Origin of the sequence: Pseudohongiella sp. SYSU M77423 (assembly GCF_029911965.1) — a bacterium.
In the GTDB taxonomy this organism is placed as follows: Bacteria; Pseudomonadota; Gammaproteobacteria; order Pseudomonadales; family Pseudohongiellaceae; genus Pseudohongiella.
The window spans coordinates 383,585-402,266 of sequence record NZ_JARYTH010000001.1 but is presented as its reverse complement, the minus strand read 5'-3'; the positions used below and the strand labels follow the sequence as shown (position 1 = coordinate 402,266).

General features: G+C 50.2%; 11 protein-coding genes. 10 read left to right on the top strand and 1 reads right to left on the bottom strand.

Annotation, left to right across the window (positions count from 1 at the left end; all coding sequences use genetic code 11):
* Nucleotides 1-30: 30 nt before the first annotated feature.
* The 10 genes from QGM61_RS01735 (at nucleotide 31) to QGM61_RS01690 (ending at nucleotide 17,335) form a co-directional block, all read left to right on the top strand.
* Entirely contained in the window at nucleotides 31-3,141 is a 3,111-nt protein-coding gene (locus tag QGM61_RS01735; protein ID WP_281131645.1) for a type I restriction endonuclease subunit R, read from the top strand.
* Entirely contained in the window at nucleotides 3,135-4,769 is a 1,635-nt protein-coding gene (locus QGM61_RS01730) for a class I SAM-dependent DNA methyltransferase (RefSeq protein WP_281131644.1), read from the top strand. Before QGM61_RS01735 ends, QGM61_RS01730 begins: the two co-directional genes overlap by 7 nt.
* The gene (locus QGM61_RS01725; RefSeq protein ID WP_281131643.1) at nucleotides 4,762-5,955 is read left to right on the top strand and encodes a restriction endonuclease subunit S; all 1,194 of its coding nucleotides are present in this window, start codon (nucleotides 4,762-4,764) and stop codon (nucleotides 5,953-5,955) included. The genes QGM61_RS01730 and QGM61_RS01725 overlap by 8 nt, the downstream gene beginning before the upstream one ends.
* 12 nt (nucleotides 5,956-5,967) lie before the next feature.
* Nucleotides 5,968-7,713, top strand: coding sequence for a hypothetical protein (locus tag QGM61_RS01720; protein WP_281131642.1), 1,746 nt, complete (start codon nucleotides 5,968-5,970; stop codon nucleotides 7,711-7,713).
* Nucleotides 7,714-10,335: a chromosome segregation protein SMC gene (locus tag QGM61_RS01715; RefSeq protein WP_281131641.1), complete on the top strand. Its 2,622-nt coding sequence runs from the start codon at nucleotides 7,714-7,716 to the stop codon at nucleotides 10,333-10,335.
* 106 nt (nucleotides 10,336-10,441) lie between these two features.
* Nucleotides 10,442-11,350: a sce7726 family protein gene (locus tag QGM61_RS01710; protein ID WP_281131640.1), complete on the top strand. Its 909-nt coding sequence runs from the start codon at nucleotides 10,442-10,444 to the stop codon at nucleotides 11,348-11,350.
* A gap of 21 nt (nucleotides 11,351-11,371) precedes the next feature.
* Nucleotides 11,372-12,316, top strand: coding sequence for a sce7725 family protein (locus QGM61_RS01705; RefSeq protein WP_281131639.1), 945 nt, complete (start codon nucleotides 11,372-11,374; stop codon nucleotides 12,314-12,316).
* 152 nt (nucleotides 12,317-12,468) lie between these two features.
* Nucleotides 12,469-13,344, top strand: coding sequence for an RES family NAD+ phosphorylase (locus QGM61_RS01700; protein WP_281131638.1), 876 nt, complete (start codon nucleotides 12,469-12,471; stop codon nucleotides 13,342-13,344).
* 161 nt (nucleotides 13,345-13,505) lie between these two features.
* Nucleotides 13,506-15,044 carry a bifunctional GNAT family N-acetyltransferase/carbon-nitrogen hydrolase family protein gene (locus QGM61_RS01695; RefSeq protein ID WP_281131637.1) on the top strand — a complete coding sequence of 513 codons (1,539 nt, stop codon included), beginning with the start codon at nucleotides 13,506-13,508 and terminating at the stop codon, nucleotides 15,042-15,044.
* A gap of 56 nt (nucleotides 15,045-15,100) precedes the next feature.
* Nucleotides 15,101-17,335 carry a S9 family peptidase gene (locus QGM61_RS01690; RefSeq protein ID WP_281131636.1) on the top strand — a complete coding sequence of 745 codons (2,235 nt, stop codon included), beginning with the start codon at nucleotides 15,101-15,103 and terminating at the stop codon, nucleotides 17,333-17,335.
* A gap of 65 nt (nucleotides 17,336-17,400) precedes the next feature.
* On the opposite strand, the gene QGM61_RS01685 is transcribed toward QGM61_RS01690, so the two are convergent.
* Entirely contained in the window at nucleotides 17,401-18,639 is a 1,239-nt protein-coding gene (locus tag QGM61_RS01685) for an ATP-binding protein (RefSeq protein ID WP_281131635.1), read from the bottom strand.
* Nucleotides 18,640-18,682: the final 43 nt, after the last annotated feature.

Here is an 18,682-nt window from a genome sequence, read left to right as displayed (position 1 = left end):
TATGCCGGAGTCACTAACCAGGGAAGCAGTATGAAATTCAACGAAGACACCAGAGTAAAAATCCCGACCATCCTCCATCTGATGAGGCTGGGCTATCAGTATCTCTCGCTCAAGGGCCAGAGTTGGGATCTGGACACCAACATATTCCCTGAGCTGTTTTCGTCAGCAATCACCCGAATCAACCCCGGCATCGAGGCGGATGATGTTTCCCGGCTCCTGGAAGACGTCAAACTGCTGCTAGACAACGAAGACCTCGGGCGCGCCTTCTTTGAACGGCTAAGCGACCGCTCCAACACCAAGCTGATCGACTTCGAAAACTTCGACAACAACAGCTTCCACGTCGTTACCGAACTGACCTGCCAGAATGGCGATGAAGAGTTTCGGCCAGATGTCACTCTGCTGATCAACGGCATGCCGCTGGTCTTTATTGAAGTAAAGAAGCCGAATAACCGTGAAGGTATTTTGGCGGAGCGGGATCGCATCAACAAGCGCTTCCAGAACCCCAAGTTCAAGCGCTTTGCCAACATCACGCAGTTCATGATTTTCTCTAACAATATGGAGTATGACGACGGCGACCCGGAGCCTGTTCAGGGCGCGTTCTACGCCAGCAGCTCTTATCACAAGCCGATCTTCAATTACTTCCGTGAGGAAGAGACTCTGAACCTTACGGCCCTGCTCAAGCCGCTATCGGATGATGACGAGCTCAAGGTGTTGAAGGACAATAACGTGGAAGTCATTCGCAGTAACCCCGAATTCCTCGTAAATAAAGACCCGAACCGACCAACCAACCGTATGTGCACCTCTTTGGTGAACAGAGACAGGCTTGCGTTTATCCTGCGTTATGCACTTGTGTATGTGACTGAGACTGGCGGATTGCAGAAGCACATCATGCGCTATCCTCAGTTGTTCGCCAGCAAGGCCATCGAGAGAAAACTCAATGAAGGCGTTAAGAAGGGGATCATCTGGCACACACAGGGCAGCGGCAAAACAGCGCTTGCGTTCTACAGCGTGCGCTTTCTGACGGATTACTTCCAGAAGCAAAAGGTCATTCCCAAGTTCTACTTCATCGTCGACCGTCTGGATCTATTGCAACAAGCGCAGGAGGAGTTCCGCGCTCGCGGCTTGACGGTGCACACTGTTAACTCCCGTGAAGCCTTTACCCGCGACATAAAAGCAACCCAGGTTATTCACAACCATTCAGGCAAGCCTGAAATCACGGTCGTGAATATCCAGAAATTTAAGGACGACCCGGATGTTGTCTCAACCAAGGACTACGATGTTGCCATCCAGCGTGTGTACTTCCTGGATGAAGTACACCGCAGCTACAACCCCAAGGGCAGCTTCCTGGCTAACCTGAGCCAGTCAGACACCAATGCCGTTAAAATTGGCCTCACGGGTACTCCGTTATTAGGCGACGATTACAACTCCCGAGTGCTATTCGGCGAATACATCCACAAATACTATTACAACGCATCCATTGCCGATGGCTACACCCTGCGTCTGATCCGGGAAGAGATCGCCACCAACTATAAGATGGTGCTGCAACAAGCTCTGGATGAAGTGGAAGTCAAAATGGGTGACGTGGATCGCAAGCTCATCTACGCCCACCCGAGCTTTGTCGAACCCATGCTCGAGTACATCGTCACCGACTTCGAAAAGAGCCGTGGCGCTCTGAATGACGCCACTATCGGCGGCATGGTCATTTGTGATAGCTCCGAGCAAGCAAAAGAAATGTACGAGCTGTTCGTTAGGCAAATGAGTACGCCTGCTTTGGTTGCCGAGTCAGCCGATAACGAATACGAATGGCCAAAAGTTGCTCAGGAACCAGCGAGCTACAAAGTAGTCAGGCAAAATAGAAATAAGGTTAAGACGGCCGCACTTATTCTTCATGACATCGGCACTAAGGAGGAGAGAAAGGACTGGGTAGACGACTTTAAAGCTGGCAAAATCGACTTCCTGTTTGTGTTCAACATGCTGCTCACTGGATTCGATGCCCCAAGGCTCAAGAAAATCTATTTGGGCCGTGTCATTCGTAAACACAATCTGCTTCAAGCGCTGACACGGGTCAATCGTACGTATCAAGGCTTTAGATATGGATATGTGGTTGATTTTGCGGATATCAGCAAAGAGTTCAGGGAGACAAACGAGCGCTACTTAAAGGAGCTCAATGATGAGCTCGGCGATGAAATGGAGCACTACTCCAACCTGTTCAAGTCCCAAGAGGAAATAAAGCAGGAAATCGAGCATATCAAGGATGTGCTGTTCCGCTTCGACATCGAAAATGCCGAGGTATTCACTGACCAGATAAGCCAGATTCAGGACAGGGAAATCATTCTGGCGCTGAAAAAAGCACTGGGCGATGCGAAAAGCCTCTACAACCTCATCCGCCTGCAAGGTGAGTACAGCATCCTGGATGAGCTGGACTTTGCCAAACTGAACATCCTCTATCGGGAAACCTGCAACCACCTGGACATGCTCAACCTCAAGGAAAGCATCGAGCAAGGCACGGATACCGCCAATTTACTGAATGTGGCCCTTGAGGATGTCATCTTTAAATTCATCAAGGTGGGCGAAGAAGAACTGGTGCTGGCCGACAAGCTGAAAAACACCCTGCGCCAAACCCGCGAAGCCCTGGCCAGTAATTTTGACCAGCAAGACCCCAAGTTCGTTAGCCTGAAGGAAGAGCTGGAAAGGCTCTTTAAGAAAAAGAACCTCGGCGAAGTCACCCAGGATGAAATGGTGGCCAACATCGATGCGCTCAACAAGATCCACGAGCGCGTCAAGGAGCTGAACCGCGAGAACAACCAGCTTCGCCAAAAATACCATGGCGATGCCAAATACACCCGCATTCACAAACGCCTGCAAGAGCGTGGCCCAAAACTCAATTTAGCCAGTGAGTCAGAGCGCAAGATCTTTGAAGCCCTCACCGGGGTAAAGCAGGACGCCGATGAGCAGGTACTGAATAACAGCCAGATACTGGACAACGAAAGCTATTTTGAACGCCAGATGGTGCCCTTGGTGATCAGGCGCTTCAAAGGCGAGCAAAACATACAACTCAACGCCGACGCCTCACGCTATATCAATCACCTGGTTGTCGCCGAATACCTGAATGAATTTAGTACCGGAGCACGTACGTGGTAGAACTTGAATTTAGAGACAAAACAAAGGCGCTGATCGATAGCCTGAAGAACATATGCGCCCACTATGGCTTGGGTAACGATGGTAATGAATTCAAAATTATCACCCAAACCTTTCTATACAAGTTCCTGAACGACAAATTCGCCTACGAGGCGAAAAAGATCGACGAGAATGTCGCCAATTCCGAAAAGTGGGAAGAAGCCCTGGTCGCCATGAGCGAAGACGAGCTGGAAATGCTCCAGTTGCAAATGGGCGGCGATACCGCACGCTTAAAGCCGCATCACTTTATCAGCTATCTGTTTAGCCAGCAGAACGCGCCGGACTTCGCCAAGCTATTTGATGACACCTTGCGCGATATTGCCCTGACCAATAATGACGTGTTCGCGGTAAAAACCGATGGCGGCGCCAAGGTGGTGCTGTTTGACCGCGTGAGTGAGTACATTGCCGATGAATCCAAGCGCGATGCCTTCTGCCGCGCCATCATCAATAAGTTGGTGGAGTTCAGCTTCGAGCGAATCTTTACCCAAAAATTCGACTTCTACGCCACCATCTTTGAATACCTGATCAAAGACTATAACAGCAACTCCGGCGGCAAATACGCCGAGTACTACACGCCCCATGCCGTGGCCCGCATTATGGCGGCTATTCTGGTACCCACGGAGCAACAAGGCAAAGTCAAGAACGTTAGTTGCTACGACCCTTCCGCAGGTTCAGGCACGCTGCTAATGAACGTAGCCCATGCCATTGGTGAGAACCGTTGCAGCATCTACACCCAGGACATCTCGCAAAAGTCCTCAAACCTGCTGCGTCTTAACCTGATTCTGAACAACCTGGTGCACTCCATCCCCAATGTGATCCAGGGGAACACCATCTTGCACCCCTTTCACCGGGACGGAAAAGACCTCAAGCGTTTTGACTACATCGTCTCCAATCCGCCGTTCAAGATGGACTTCAGCGACTTCCGCGATGAGCTGGACAGCAAAGAAAACAAAGAGCGTTTCTTTGCGGGCATTCCCAAGATCAAGGCCAAAGCCAAGGACAAGATGGAAATCTACCAGTTGTTCTTGCAACACATCATCCACTCACTAAAAAAAGGTGGCAAAGCGGCTGTGGTGGTGCCTACCGGCTTTATCACCGCGCAATCGGGCATCGACAAAGGCATCCGTAAATACCTGGTAGAGCACAAGATGCTGGCAGGCGTGGTGTCCATGCCCTCCAATATCTTTGCTACTACCGGTACCAATGTTTCCATACTGTTTATGGATGACAGCAACAAAGACAGGGTGGTTCTGATTGATGCCTCTAACCTAGGCGAAAAAATCAAGGACGGCAAAAACCAGAAGACGGTGCTCACCCAAGAAGAAGAGCAACGCATTATCGATACCTTTAATGCCAAGAAGGCAATGGAAGACTTTTCCGTTGCCGTAAGTTACGAGGAAATCGAAGCTAAAAGCTATAGCCTGAGCGCGGGCCAATATTTTGATGTCAAAATCGAATATGTGGAGATTACCCCGGAACAGTTTTCGGAAAAGATGCAGGGATTTACCCGCAATCTGGACGGCCTATTTAGCCAATCTCGCGAACTGGAAGCCCAGATCAAAAAGCAGTTGACAGGGCTGAAGTATGAATAACCAGTTTAGTACATATCAAATAGGTGAAGTTGCAGAAATTATTGCGGGAGGCGATAAACCGAAAGTATTTAGCCTCGAAAAAGAAGCGCCAGTTAGTATACCCGTTCTTGCAAACGCAGAAAAAGACAATGGTTTGATGGGGTACACGGATAATGCACGAATCTTTGAGCCTGCTGTGACTGTCGCAGCAAGGGGGTCGAATGTAGGATTTGTTGCAATTAGAAAAGAACCATTTTTTCCGGTAGTCAGATTGTTGTCATTAATACCGAAGGAAGAGCGCTTAGACGTAGACTATCTGTTCTACAATTTGAAGCAAAATCGTAAAACAGGCACAGGTTCAGGGCAGCCTCAAATTACCATTCCTGACATCTCTACCAAAACTATTTCGTTGCCACCCATTTCTGTTCAGAAAAAAGTTGCTAGGGTTCTTTCCGTACTAGATGTAAAAATCGAACTCAACAAACGCATCAATGCCGAGCTGGAAGCCATGGCCAAAAGCCTGTACAACTATTGGTTTGTGCAGTTCGACTTCCCCAATGCCAACGGCAAGCCCTACAAAACCTCCGGCGGTAAAATGGTCTACAACCCGACCCTAAAGCGGGAAATACCGGAAGGTTGGAATGCCACACCTTTATCGAAAATCACTCCAGTTAGTAACCAGTCAGTAAATCCAGTCGACTATCCTAACAAGGTTTTCAGGCACTTCAGTATCCCAGTATATGACGCCACTAAAACGTTTGGCCTTGAAGCTGGGGAAACCATTGGTAGCAACAAATTTACTGTCAAAGAAAACGACATTCTGGTCTCAAAGCTAAACCCGTGGTTTAGCCGGGTCATCTATGCCATGGAAGAGGAAGATCTTATCTGCTCAACCGAGTTCGTAGTATGGCGAGCACCGAATAGCAGCATTATAAACTTTCTTTATATGGTGGCCACCTCGCCACAATTCATAGCGCACTGCACCCAATCAGCAACTGGCACATCCAACAGCCATAAGCGGGTAAATCCAGGTGTCATGATGCGTTTCGAGACTCCTTTTAAGGAAGAAATCGCTAGTGCTCTTGGCAAGAAGCTAGAGCCCATGATCAAGCAAATTTTAATCAATCAAAGGGAGAATACAACGCTCGCAAAACTGCGCGATTGGCTCCTCCCGATGTTAATGAACGGCCAAGTAACAGTAAAATAAGGAAGTTAGGCGATGACCATAAGCCAAATCGAGATAAGGAACATCAAAGGCATTTCGCATGAATGCTTTAAAGTGCAATTAAAAGCCTACAAACCCAATCTTTTAGTTGCGCCCAATGGCTTTGGCAAGAGCTCGGTCGCTACCGCATTTTCGTCGTTGAATACCAAGCGAATAGATCTCGCCGAAAAGGATCATCATAGAGAGAACGATAGGCTCGCGCCGGAACTTAGTATTACGGTTGACGGGCAGAAGTTAGCCGCCGACAAAACCAAAAACGAGATTCGACAACAATTCGATGTTCTAGTAGTCAATAGCGGCCTCACCCCGAAGGCGAAAAAGCACTTCAAAGGGGCAGTATCCTCCACTATTGAAGTCAAGCCCATAACCATCTGCAAAACCCCAGAAAAAGCAGAATTTTCCTATAAACCCGCCGAGGCTAAAGCCAGCTTTGGTCAAAACGGAAAGATTCTTCCTAATATTTCTGAACAATTAAAAGCCCCAAGACTTTTGAATGCGATTCAGGGCGTCGATCTATCAAAATTCACCCAAGTTCGCATTCAGGCAGCAGTTCAAGCCATAGTCGACAAGGTGAACCAACAGAATGGAAGTGCAGCCGTCCTATCCCAATGGATATTGAATAACTGTATTCATGAACTCAGAGCAGTGCCATTCTTAAATAGCATCTCGGACAGATTAGTCCAGTATGGTGCTGCTGATTCCGAGATTGAAGGCTTTTTTGCAGCTTACCAGATCGCCAGCCTACACGCAGCCGATTCTAAGGCATTTTCCGCTGCGACAGACTGGCTACATTACGTTGCGATCAAAGCTCACTATCAAGACTTGCTGGCCAACTTCAAAAGCTCAACCTGGCAATGGGCTAAAGTTGAAGAAACCAAAAAAAAGAAAGAGCTGGTTGTCAATTTCCCAAAAGCCCACCAATTATCGAACGGACAGCGAGACATTATCACACTTGTGGTTCAGCTCCATAAAACCTTGTACGAGGGCAGCAAGAAACCGCTCATACTGGTCATAGACGAAGTGTTCGACTATCTGGATGACGCCAACCTGGTAGCCTTCCAATATTACGTCACCTCAATTATTGAAGGATACAAAGCACGTAACCAAGTAATTTATCCAATAATACTGACACACCTAGACCCTGGCGTATTCTTTGATTTTTGCTTCAATAAGCACAAAATACAAATCAATTACCTTCTGGCAAAGCCGACCGGCAAGGCACAGAATACTCTGCGGCTTATAGAAGCAAGAGATAGTCAAGAGCAAATCAAGGATAGGTTAGAAAAATACTGGTTTCACTTCCACATTGATCCGTGTGAGATTCCAGAATGTGAGTGGCCAAATAACCTTCCGCAAGACTGGAGGAGTTCGGGGAAATTTCATAATTACACACAGAGCGAGCTGGCCCGATACCTGGGAAACAAGAATTACGATCCTCTCGCGGTGTGTTTTGCTACACGTATTGCTGTTGAAAAACTCGGCCATGGCCTTTTGGTACAGGACAACCAGAAAGACGAATTCCTAGAGACCAAGAAGACCCAAAGTAAAATGGATTTTGTGGCTAACACTGGCGTTGATATTCCGGAAAGTTACTTCCTGCTTGGGTTGATTTACAACACAAACTTGCATTGGAACCAAGGAAGGGACTACGTATCCCCGCTTTCGGCAAAGCTCAACCACCCAACCATAAGGCAATTGATATCCGGTCTTTATGACGTGGCATACAAAAAGGGTGTGTAAATGATTAGAGCTGAATATCCTCGTTTTTTACAAACATTAAATAATCCATCAGTGCCTGAAGCTGTCTGCAAAATGGGCAATTTAGTAGCAGCTAATTTGGATGAGCTGGCGCCACTGAGCACTTATCAGGGCCAACGCATCAAACGAATTGTTGCTCTGGCCCAAGAAAATTGGGAGACAATTCGTCCCGATATACAGCCAATCCCCACAAGTAATGAAGGGCATGTGCCGAAGCTTTCCCATCTTAAACGCATAACAGTTGGCCCCTTTCGCGGCTTTGCCAGACAGGAGGTTTTTGATCTGGCAAGCCGCCTTGTTCTGATTTATGGCCCAAATGGAACCGGTAAGTCTAGCTTCTGCGAAGCGCTGGAATATGGTTTGCTGGGTAACGTTATTGAAGCTGAGAGTAAACGATTCCGTGATCAAAATGAATATTTGAAGAACGCTTATGTAAACCAGTTTTCACCGCCGAATATTTACGGGGACGACGGCGAAGGCAACGAAATAGCTGTTGCGCCCAACGAGACAGCATATCGCTTTTGCTTTGTCGAAAAAAATCGTATAGACAGTTTCTCCAGAATTGCAGCCCAGGCACCTGCAAAGCAGACAGAACTGATTTCCACCTTATTTGGTCTTGACTCCTTTGCAGAATTTGTTCGCAATTTCACGGCAGAAATAGATGGCCGATACATAGATCTGGAGGGACGAAAGGCAGCGTTGCTCACACAGAAGCGGCAGGCATTAACTGGTGCACAACAACAACTTCAGAGCTGCAGCAATGACCTTCAACAAATTGCCGCAGAGGAGTTGGGGCTAGCCAATAAGTATAGAGAAGGTGTTACCTTTAGTCAGATGGTGCTAGAACTCAATGGTAATGACGAAACGCGTGGGGTAATTGAGCGTCTTGAAACCGAGCTGCAGCAACCAGTTGCAGCCAAAAGCAATCTAACCAGTATAGCCTTGGAAACGTTGGGCAATAGTATTACCACAACCATCCAAGAGCTGACCGGAAAACAAAATGAGCTAGCCGCTGCAAGCCTGCAGGTTTCATTTAAACAACTATATGAAGCCGTCTCGCAAGTACAACAAAGTAGTTCAAGCGAGTGTCCCGCATGCAAAACTCCTCTAACCGAGGTTGCCGTAAACCCATATACTCATGCAGGCCAAGAGCTAGAAAAACTTCAGCAGTTGGCTGCTATCCAGCAAGATGCAACTCGGCTTGAGCTAAGCGCAAGACAATCCCTGTTTCACCTCTCGCAAATCATAAATGCGTGCTTGAAGTACAACCCGCAAAGCAACCCCATTAAACCATATGAAGTAGAAGATAACGGTCAACCCAGCATAGAATGGTGGAATTCCATGCTTTGTAGGTTAGCTGATGGCTACACACCGTGGCAGCACTTGTCCTCACAGGTTCAGCATCTTGAAGAGAATGACAAAAAGATTGACCAAACAAATGAACAGAAAAGCAACAAGCAATCTGAACTGATTAGACTTCGTGAATACTCTCGTCAAATTACAATACTGCAAACTCGCAGGCAGACAGCAAATGCGGCAATTACATCTGCTCAACAACTGATCGACAACTTCCAAAATGAAAATGCCCAACTGATTGCAGATGTTGAAGAAGAACAAGCCGTGATATCGAAGAACCAGGAAATCACTTCTGCCTATGCTACATTCGTTCGGAAGTTGAGCAATTACAGTAATAATTTACCTGCACAGTTAGTCGCAGACCTTGGGGAAATAGTCGTTAAATTTTATAACGCTTTCAACCGGAATGACTCAAACTCAGAACAGTTGGCAAACGTTACGCTACCACTGACACAGAACCAGCGCCTTAAAATTGCTTTTTGCAACAACCCCAACCAATTCTACGACGCCCTGCATGTACTTAGTGAAGGGCATATACGATGCCTTGGCCTTGCAATACTGCTGGCCAAAAACCTTAAAGAAAACGCTCCGGTATTGATTTTTGACGACCCTGTAAATGCCATTGACGATGACCATAGGGAATCTATTCGACGGACGCTTTTCGAGGATCAGTATTTCTCAAACAAACAGATACTTTTGACTTGCCATGGTGAAGAGTTCTTTAAGGATATTCAGAATCTATTGCCTGCCCAAGAAGCTAGCCGAGCCAGATCATTTTCTTTTTTACCTCGTCTCGAAGATCCACATATACGGGTAGACTTTAACTGTGCTCCCCGGAACTATATCCTTGCCGCTCGCGGGCACATAAACCAGAACGAAATCAGAGACGCACTAACCAAGTCGCGTCAAGCTCTAGAATCACTAGCAAAAGGAAAAGTCTGGAGATACGTTTCCAGGTACGGAGATGGCAACCTCAGCCTAAAACTACGTTCGTCTTCAGCTCCAATAGAGCTCAGAAATCTTACCGAGCAATTGAAGAGTAAAATAGGTAAGCAAGATTTTTTGGACCACAATAAATCGGCAGTTTTGACTCCTATTGATACCTTATTGGGGGTGAGTGGTGATTCACGTGAATGGCGCTATTTGAATAAAGGTACTCATGACGAAAGTGATCGCGCTGAGTTCGATAGGCATACTGTTAATGTAATCATTTCCGCATTAGAGCATATTGATGCAGCCCTTGTGTGAGAGAAATGAGTTTTGAAATATTAAGATTTCATGGTATTTGGGAACTATAACGCACTATTTTCGCATTCTAAATGCTCTCGTATCTTTGTGTTCAAGGTTGTTGTATATGAAATTGGCCGTTAATCTAGAGTGTCAAATCGACACGGCAACGCTGGCGCGTTTCTTCTCGCCTGGCGTGTTGTCAGATCTGGGCTCTTCAAGCCATTCCTCCTTGGCCTCCCGGCTTTTCCGGCAGCTGAATCTCCATCGTTTTTTTGATTTAGACAACACAGTCGGTCAGTTCTACGACAGACTGTTCTCACGGCTCATTCGCGATTACCGATTTGAGTATGTCTTCAAGAACGCTATCGCAGAAAAGCGCTTTCTTGGTGTCCACAACCTGAATACGGCCTTCATGCTGACCGAGTTCGGGGCGGCAGGCTGCAAGGCGGATGCCGTGATCGTCAATGGCACGTCCCATGTGTATGAAATCAAGACCGCCATGGATGACTTCACGCGCCTTGGCAGTCAATTGTCAGCATACGCCAGGATATTCGACTATATTACGGTAGTGACTGAGGAGCGGTTATTCGCAGCAGCCGAAAGGTTTTTGCCGGTGGAGGTTGGCATCCTGACATTGGCTGATAGAGGCTATCAGTTCCGGGTTCGTGGCAATTACCGGGCACCTGCCAGCAACAAACGGAATACCAAGCCTGAGGCTGTGTTTGATTCGCTGACCAGGCAGGAGTACCTGACCATTCTGAACAATGAGTTCGGTATTTGTCTGAAGGGGCTGCCCAATACAAAAGTCTACACCGAGGCCAAGCGACTGTTCTCCACGCTCGCTCCGGAATTGGCACACGATTACATGGTGGGCGTGCTGCGTTTGCGGAGTAATGCACTGAGCTTGCGTGAGCATCTGGATAGTTTGCCATGCAGCCTGAAAGCAGCCGCGTTGTCGCTGCGACTGAACAGGGCGCAACAAGAGCAATTTGTCAGCCGACTGAACAGCCCGGTAGGCGCTGTTCTGGCATAGTCATGTAGCAAGGGGATTGCGATGTACTACCCATATCTGCGCGGCAAGCAGTTCGAGTTGGTCATGCTCCGGGAGCAGGCTGGAAACATGGCACGCTGGGGTTTTGTGCCGATTATCGAACCTGTGCGCGAGAACTTCCCTGCATTAAAAAGAGCGCTGACGGCGCTGATTGAAAATAACTGCCAGTTTATCCTCATTGCCAATCCCTCTGTTGGGCAGCTTGTTCACGGTAATGGGGATTTGCGCGAACAGATATTTGAGGAGTTGCTGGCGGGCTACCCTGATTTTCAAGCCGGCCTGTGTTTGACACAAAACAGCTCAGTTGCGGATGTCGAGAATTACTTCGCTGGTTTTGAGTTGCCTACTGCCATAATTCATAAGGGTTTTTCTGATGGCCGGGTGCTGGCCGAGGCGCTTGCTGAGTATCAGGGGCAATTGAGCTCCCACGTATTTGTTGGTTTGCAAGCTGCCAGGATGTACCGCAGACATTTCACCGGTATCACACGTGTCATTGTTGAGGATGGGTTTAACAAGCCCCTGCGAAACGCAGATTACCCGGCGTCGGAGCGCTATTCAGATCTTTACCTGACCTACAGCGAGGTGCCGGGTGAGGCCTTTGGTGATTTTCTGGTCGTTGGTGATGACTACAGCGACGGCGGCGGGCCTGCGTTTGCGGTGGCTATTCACCTGACCTATGCGGAACCAGATGACGAAGGGCAGCTTTATATCAACCATTACGTTTCAACGAGTAACGACACCGCCGCTGACACTGCCGGCAAGTTCGCTGAAGCGTTGGAAAAGTTGGTCGCGGACGTAAGCAGCCCCGGTACCAAAGTGTTTCGATCCAATGCTGTCGCCGAATACCTGCGACTTCATCAGGCGCAGCATTTTCCGGGTCTGGGGTACATTAAAAAGCTGTCGATGCAGCATCACATGGAGTTGATGGCTCATCTACTGGGACGGTAAACATGATGTATTGTTGTGCAGGATGCTTCGACGATATACACCTCTCTGAACACATCAATAAGATCGCAGTACGTAAGGGTGATTGTTCCTATTGTGGTGCGACGACCGTCAGCGTTATAACGCCCGACCAGCTGCGGGATGACTTTCAGGCAGTGGCAGCCGCCTATCTGGAATCGCAATCCGAGGAGGCGAGGACATTGCTTGACTGGTTCAGGGTGGACTGGCAAATGTTCTCAGCGCTGGAAGATAACTCAGCGTCAAGGCTTTTATGCGATATTCTGGATGACGCCGGTTACGAAGATCGTGCATTAATTCCGGTTCTATCGACCAGCGAATCACCTGTTATGAAATGGTCTGAGTTTCGAGCAGAGTTGCTGACTCAGAACCGATTCTTTTTTAGGCAAAACCTTGATTTAAAAAGTCTTGAGGTATTCCTCAATCGACTGGAAGTTCCTGCAATGGAAATCGGCACCCCTCTGTTTCGCGCGCGAGTCTGGAATTCGGGGAGTGAGTTTCAGATCGCGGAGTTAGGCATGCCACCGCCCTTCCTCGCAAAGAGCGGACGGGCGAATCCTATCGGCATTCCGTATCTGTACGCCGCATCGACCCCCGAAACTGCGATCGCCGAGGTTCGCCCACACCCTGGCGACAGGGTGAGCGTCGTATCTCTAGGAATGGGGTCAGCCGCTCGCTTGGTGGATTTGCGTTTTCCACGTCGAACCGTCTCGCCGTTTATGACATTGGCGGAGGAGGAAATACCGGAATTTCGACATCAAATGGCATTTTTCACGCATTTGGAAGAGGAGTTATCCAGGCCGGTGCTGCCCAGAGAGGCGGATCTCGAATATCTACCGACTCAGTATCTTTGCGAATTCATCAAAAACTGCGGTTATGACGGGTTGGTGTTTCGGAGCTCGTTGAGCGATGGTGTGAATGTTGCGCTGTTTAACGAGAGTCATGTGGAGTATTTGGACAAGTCTGTTTATGAAGTGACACGACTTAGTTACAGTCAGTGTCGACTCAGCTGAAAAACGTTAAGCCGTTGTCTGGAACTTCTTCAGGGCGTCGATGATTTCGTTCATGGTTATTGTCTGTCGATGGCCAGGGTTATTGAGCCGTATGATTCCATGTACCGTTGCAACAGGCAATAGCGTATGCTGTCTCACCCACAGTCTGTTCTGGAGAAGTTATGGAAGCCAATCATGTCGAGATTCGCCATCTGACTATTGATGATATGCGGGCGCTGCGAGAAGCGTCCGAGCAGGTCTATGACGTTGGCCCACTGCTGACCTGGACTGAAGAGGTTGTTAATACCTTGTTGACGCGATTTCCCGAGGGGCAAATTTGTGTTTGTGTTGATAACAAAGTAGTAGGTTGTGCCTTCTCATTAATAATCGACTACGCGAAATTTGGCGATGATCATACTTACGATGAAATCGTAACTGACTTTTCTTTTCGCAATCATGACCCTGATGGCGATGTGCTGTATGGAATCGAGGTCTTCATCCATCCGGACTTCAGGGGTTTGAGGTTGGCAAGACGACTTTACGATGCCCGTAAGGAGTTGTGTGAAAATCTGAACTTGCGAGCCATTATGGCCGGTGGCAGGATGCCAAACTATGGCAAGTATGCTGATAAGCTGAGTGCGAAAAAGTATATTGAAAAAGTAACAAACAAAGAACTGTACGACCCGGTACTGAGCTTTCAGCTGGCCAATGGATTTCACGTTCGAAAATTGCTTAAAGGGTATATTCCGGGCGACGTCGAGTCTCAGGATTATGCCACCTTGCTTGAATGGTCAAATATTTTTTATACCAAATCGGTCAAGTTGATCAATGCCCCAAAATCCCAGGTTCGTATGGGTCTGGTGCAGTGGCAAATGCGCAGTATGGCAGGCATTGATAACCTGTTTGACCAGATGGAGTTTTTTGTTGATGCGGTTTCGGACTACGGCAGTGATTTTGTCTTGTTTCCAGAGCTGTTTGCAGCTCCACTTATGGCACAATACAACCACTTGAGCGTTACCCAGAGCATTCGCGAGCTGGCCAAGTACACCGAAAGTATCCGCGATAAATTTATCGATTTCGCGATCACCTACAACATCAATATTATCACCGGCAGTATGCCTTACCTCGTAAAAGGAAAGCTGTATAACAGTGGTTTCCTGTGCCGACGTGATGGAAGCTGGGAGAGATATGACAAAGTGCATGTGACGCCGGCAGAGCGAAGGAACTGGGCGATGTCGGGCGGCAATCAGGTCAAAGTGTTTGATACCGATTGCGGTAAAATAGGCATTATGATCTGTTACGATGTTGAGTTTCCGGAATATGCCCGGTTGCTCTCCGATCAGGGAATGAATATTTTGTTTGTGCCATTTCTGACCGACACTCAAAATGGTTATACCCGCGTGAGGCATTGTGCCATGGCGCGCGCTATCGAAAATGAATGTTATGTCGCTATTGCAGGTGCCGTTGGCAATCTGGCGCGGGTTAATAATATGGATATTCAGTATGCCCAGTCCGCCTTGTTCACGCCGTCGGATTTCGCCTTTCCAACCACCGGTATCAAGGCAGAAGCGACACCCAACTCTGAAATGTTGCTGATCGTTGATGTTGACCTGGATGCGTTAAAAGAACTGCATACGCATGGCAGTGTTCACACCATGAAAGACCGGCGGCATGATGTTTACCGGCTGTCGCTGGTGACGTCGGACAATGCCGGGAAGTGAGTCCATGGCGGGGATGTGGTTGTCCCCATCTAACATACTGATACACCGAGGTTTTCATGCGTGGCGCGTTGATTGTTGTTTTGCCCTTCATTCTTGTCGCCTGCGAGCGGGCAGCAACACCGGTTACTGACGGGCCCGGTGAACAACTGACCATCGAGCGACTCTACGGCTCGCCAGATCTGACCGGCCCGACTGCCCGCAATGTGCAGTTCTCACCCGATGGCAGTCGCATCAGCTTCCTGCGCGCAAAAGAAGATGACCGCACCGTGCAGGATCTGTGGGCAATGGATGTTGGCACCGGCGAGGCTTATGTACTGGTCGATGCGCGCCAGCTGGCACCCGAAGAGCGCGAGCTGACGGAGGCTGAAATTCAGTTCCGCGAGCGATCGCGCATCACGTCTTCCGGGGTGGTGACCTATCAATGGGACGAAACAGGCGCAGCGGTGCTGGTGCCTCTGGACGGCGATGTGTTCTACGTCGATGTGGAAAGCGCACAAGCCCGCCGACTGACCGAAACAGAGGCGTTTGAGACCGACGCCAAGGTCAGTCCAGACGGCGGCTTCGTCTCTTTTATCCGCGACCAGAATCTATGGATACATGATCTGTCTACCGGGGAAGAGCGTGCCCTGACGACCGAAGGCGGCGGTGATATCAGCTGGGGCATGGCCGAGTTTGTTGCGCAGGAGGAGATGAGCCGCTACACCGGTTACTGGTGGTCGCCCGATGACAGTCGCCTCGCGGTTGCACGCGTTGATGAAAGCCCGGTAATGGTGGTGGATCGCTTCGGCATTTCGGCCGACGCCGTTTTGGTGTCGCAGCAGCGTTATCCGCGCGCCGGCACGCCCAACGCACTGGTGACACTGCACGTCATCGACCTTGGCTCTGGCGACATACGCGAGATGGATCTGGGCAGCGATACCGACATCTACCTCAGTCGCGTCAACTGGAGCGCGGCTGGCGAGACCTTATGGGTGCAGCGCCAGAATCGGGCGCAGACGCAGTGGGACCTGCTGGCACTTGATCCGAGCACGGGTGCTGAAGACACAAGACGACGTATCACAGAGCAGGCAGATACCTGGATCAATCTGGAGCACGATCTGCGAACACTGGCCGGGGGCGGCCTGCTTTATCTGAGCGAACAATCCGGCTTTCGCCATATCCGTCATGTCAGTGCAGATGGCGTAGCCCGCGATATCACATCGGGTGAGTGGGTGGTCGATAGCCTGGAAGCCGTCGACGCGGACGCGGGTATTGTCTGGTTCTCCGGCTGGACGGATACACCACTGGAGCGCCACCTGTATTCAGTGAACCTGGATGGCGGCGAACCGCAGCGTATTACGACTGGCGAAGGACGCTGGAACGTATCGGTCGGTTCTGGCGGAACAGGTTTTATTGGCACCTACTCCGACATCGACACACCGCCCAACACCGCGCTGTATTCCATGGAAGGTGAACGCATTGCCTGGGTGGAGGAAAACCCGCTGAACCAGGATCATCCTTACGCGCCGTATCTGGCGCGCCATGTCCGACCCGAGTATGGCACGCTGACGGCCGCAGACGGGCAGACCGAACTGCACTGGCAGATGTACCGGCCGGACCACTGCACCGCAGCGACGCCCTGTCCGGCCATTGTTCAGGTGTATGGCGGGCCGGGCGTACAGTCTGTCACCAGGGGATGGCAGTCACTGCGCGATCAGATTCTTGCCCAGTCCGGCTACGTGCTTTTTAAGGTCGATAACCGGGGCAGTTCTAACCGCGGCCACGCCTTTGAAGCGCCGCTGCATCTGCGCATGGGAATTCTTGAAGTTGAGGACCAGCTGGCCGGGTTGGACTGGCTGCAGGAGCGCGATTTTGTGGACGCCGACAGAGTGGGTTTGTGGGGCTGGTCCTATGGCGGCTACATGACATTGATGACCACGCTGCAGGCGCCGGGCAGGTTTGCCGCGGGCATTGCCGGGGCGCCGGTGACGGACTGGGCGCTATACGACACACACTACACCGAACGCTTCATGTCGACTCCGCAGGACAATGCCGAAGGGTATGAGGCCGGCTCGGTCTTTGCCCATCTTGATGGTTATCAGACCCCGCTGCTGATCATTCACGGCATGGCGGATGACAATGTGACCTTTGATCACTCCACCCGATTGTTCGCAGAGCTGCAGGAGCGCGGCGAGGTGTTCGAAATGATGACCTACCCAGGCCAGCGCCACGGTATCCGTCCGCCTCCGCTGCAGACTCACCTGCTCAGAACGCAAATGGCGTTTTTCGACCGGCACCTGCGTGGCGAATGAATCTGTCGTTCGGACACAACATGGCCATGTGTGAATGTTATCGACGCATTCGCCGGCGCAGGAACTCATTGCCAGAGCCGGCTAACAGGACACGCAAAACACTCGGTATGAACCAGCGGCAACACATGATTACCCCCATACAACAGCACGCCGCCCCTGAAGTCCCTGCCAGCCCGCTCCGCCAGCCGCTTCAGCCCCGCACCATCTTTTTGGGTGTCCACGGTGACCGCCTTTTTTACTTCCACCCCCCAGACTTCACGGCCCCGCTCAATGACGATGTCGACTTCAACCTGATCTTTGTCGCGGTAGTGCGTAAAACGCAATTCCTCTTCCAGCGCGCTGGCCTGGCAGACGGTCTGCTGTAGTACAAAACTTTCCAGCAGGTGCCCGAAGGCCGTGCTTTGTGTCAGCCACTCGGCCGGCGCCAGTTTGCTGAGCGTTGCGGCGAGGCCAGAATCAACAAGATGTATTTTGGGTGATTTGATGAGTCGTTTTGCATGGTTCCGGTGCCAGGCAGGCAGGCGCCTGATCAGAAACAGTCGCTCCAGTACGCTGAGATACTTTTCGATCGTTTCCCGTTGTACACCCAGGTCCTGGGCCAGGCTGTTGACGTTCAAGAGTGAGGCGGTTCGGTATGCCAGTAGTTCAATCAGGCGGGACATGGAGTCCTCGTCGTTGATATTGGCAATGTCATGCACGTCGCGCTGAATAATGGCGTTCACGTATTGGCGATGCCACTGCCGCGCCCGAGCCAGCGTCCGTTGCACAGGTTCCGGATAGCCACCTTTGCACAGTAACTCCGCTAACGCGGGGATCTCCGGGCTGGATTCAGCAATTTGTATGCTGAAGCGACCCTCCAGCAGGGTGGTCAGGAATGTGGGTGGCATGCGGTGCAGTTCGGCCATGGACAGAGGATTCAGGTGCAGCACTTCCATGCGGCCTGCCAGCGAGTCCTGTATCTTTGGCAACAACAGCAGATTGGCTGATCCAGTGAGCAGAAAGCGTCCCGGTGTTCGCTGTTGATCCACCGTACTTTTGATGGCTATCAACAGTTCCGGCGCGCGTTGCACCTCATCCAGTGTGACCTGCGCAGGCAGGCTTTGCACAAAACCGGCTGGATCGTCATTGGCGAGCTGGCAGATCGCGCTGTCATCCAGTGTGAAATATGCGCGCTCAGGCGCCAGGCTGCGGGCGAGTGTTGTTTTGCCGGCTTGCCGTGGCCCCAACAGACAAACCACAGGCGTGTCGGTGAGTGCTGTTTGCAGTCGGTTTTTGATGGCTCTGGGAAAGAGGTCAGTGGTCACGTCGTCGGCCCGTTTTATCAGCGTCCATTTGCAGGTTATAGTA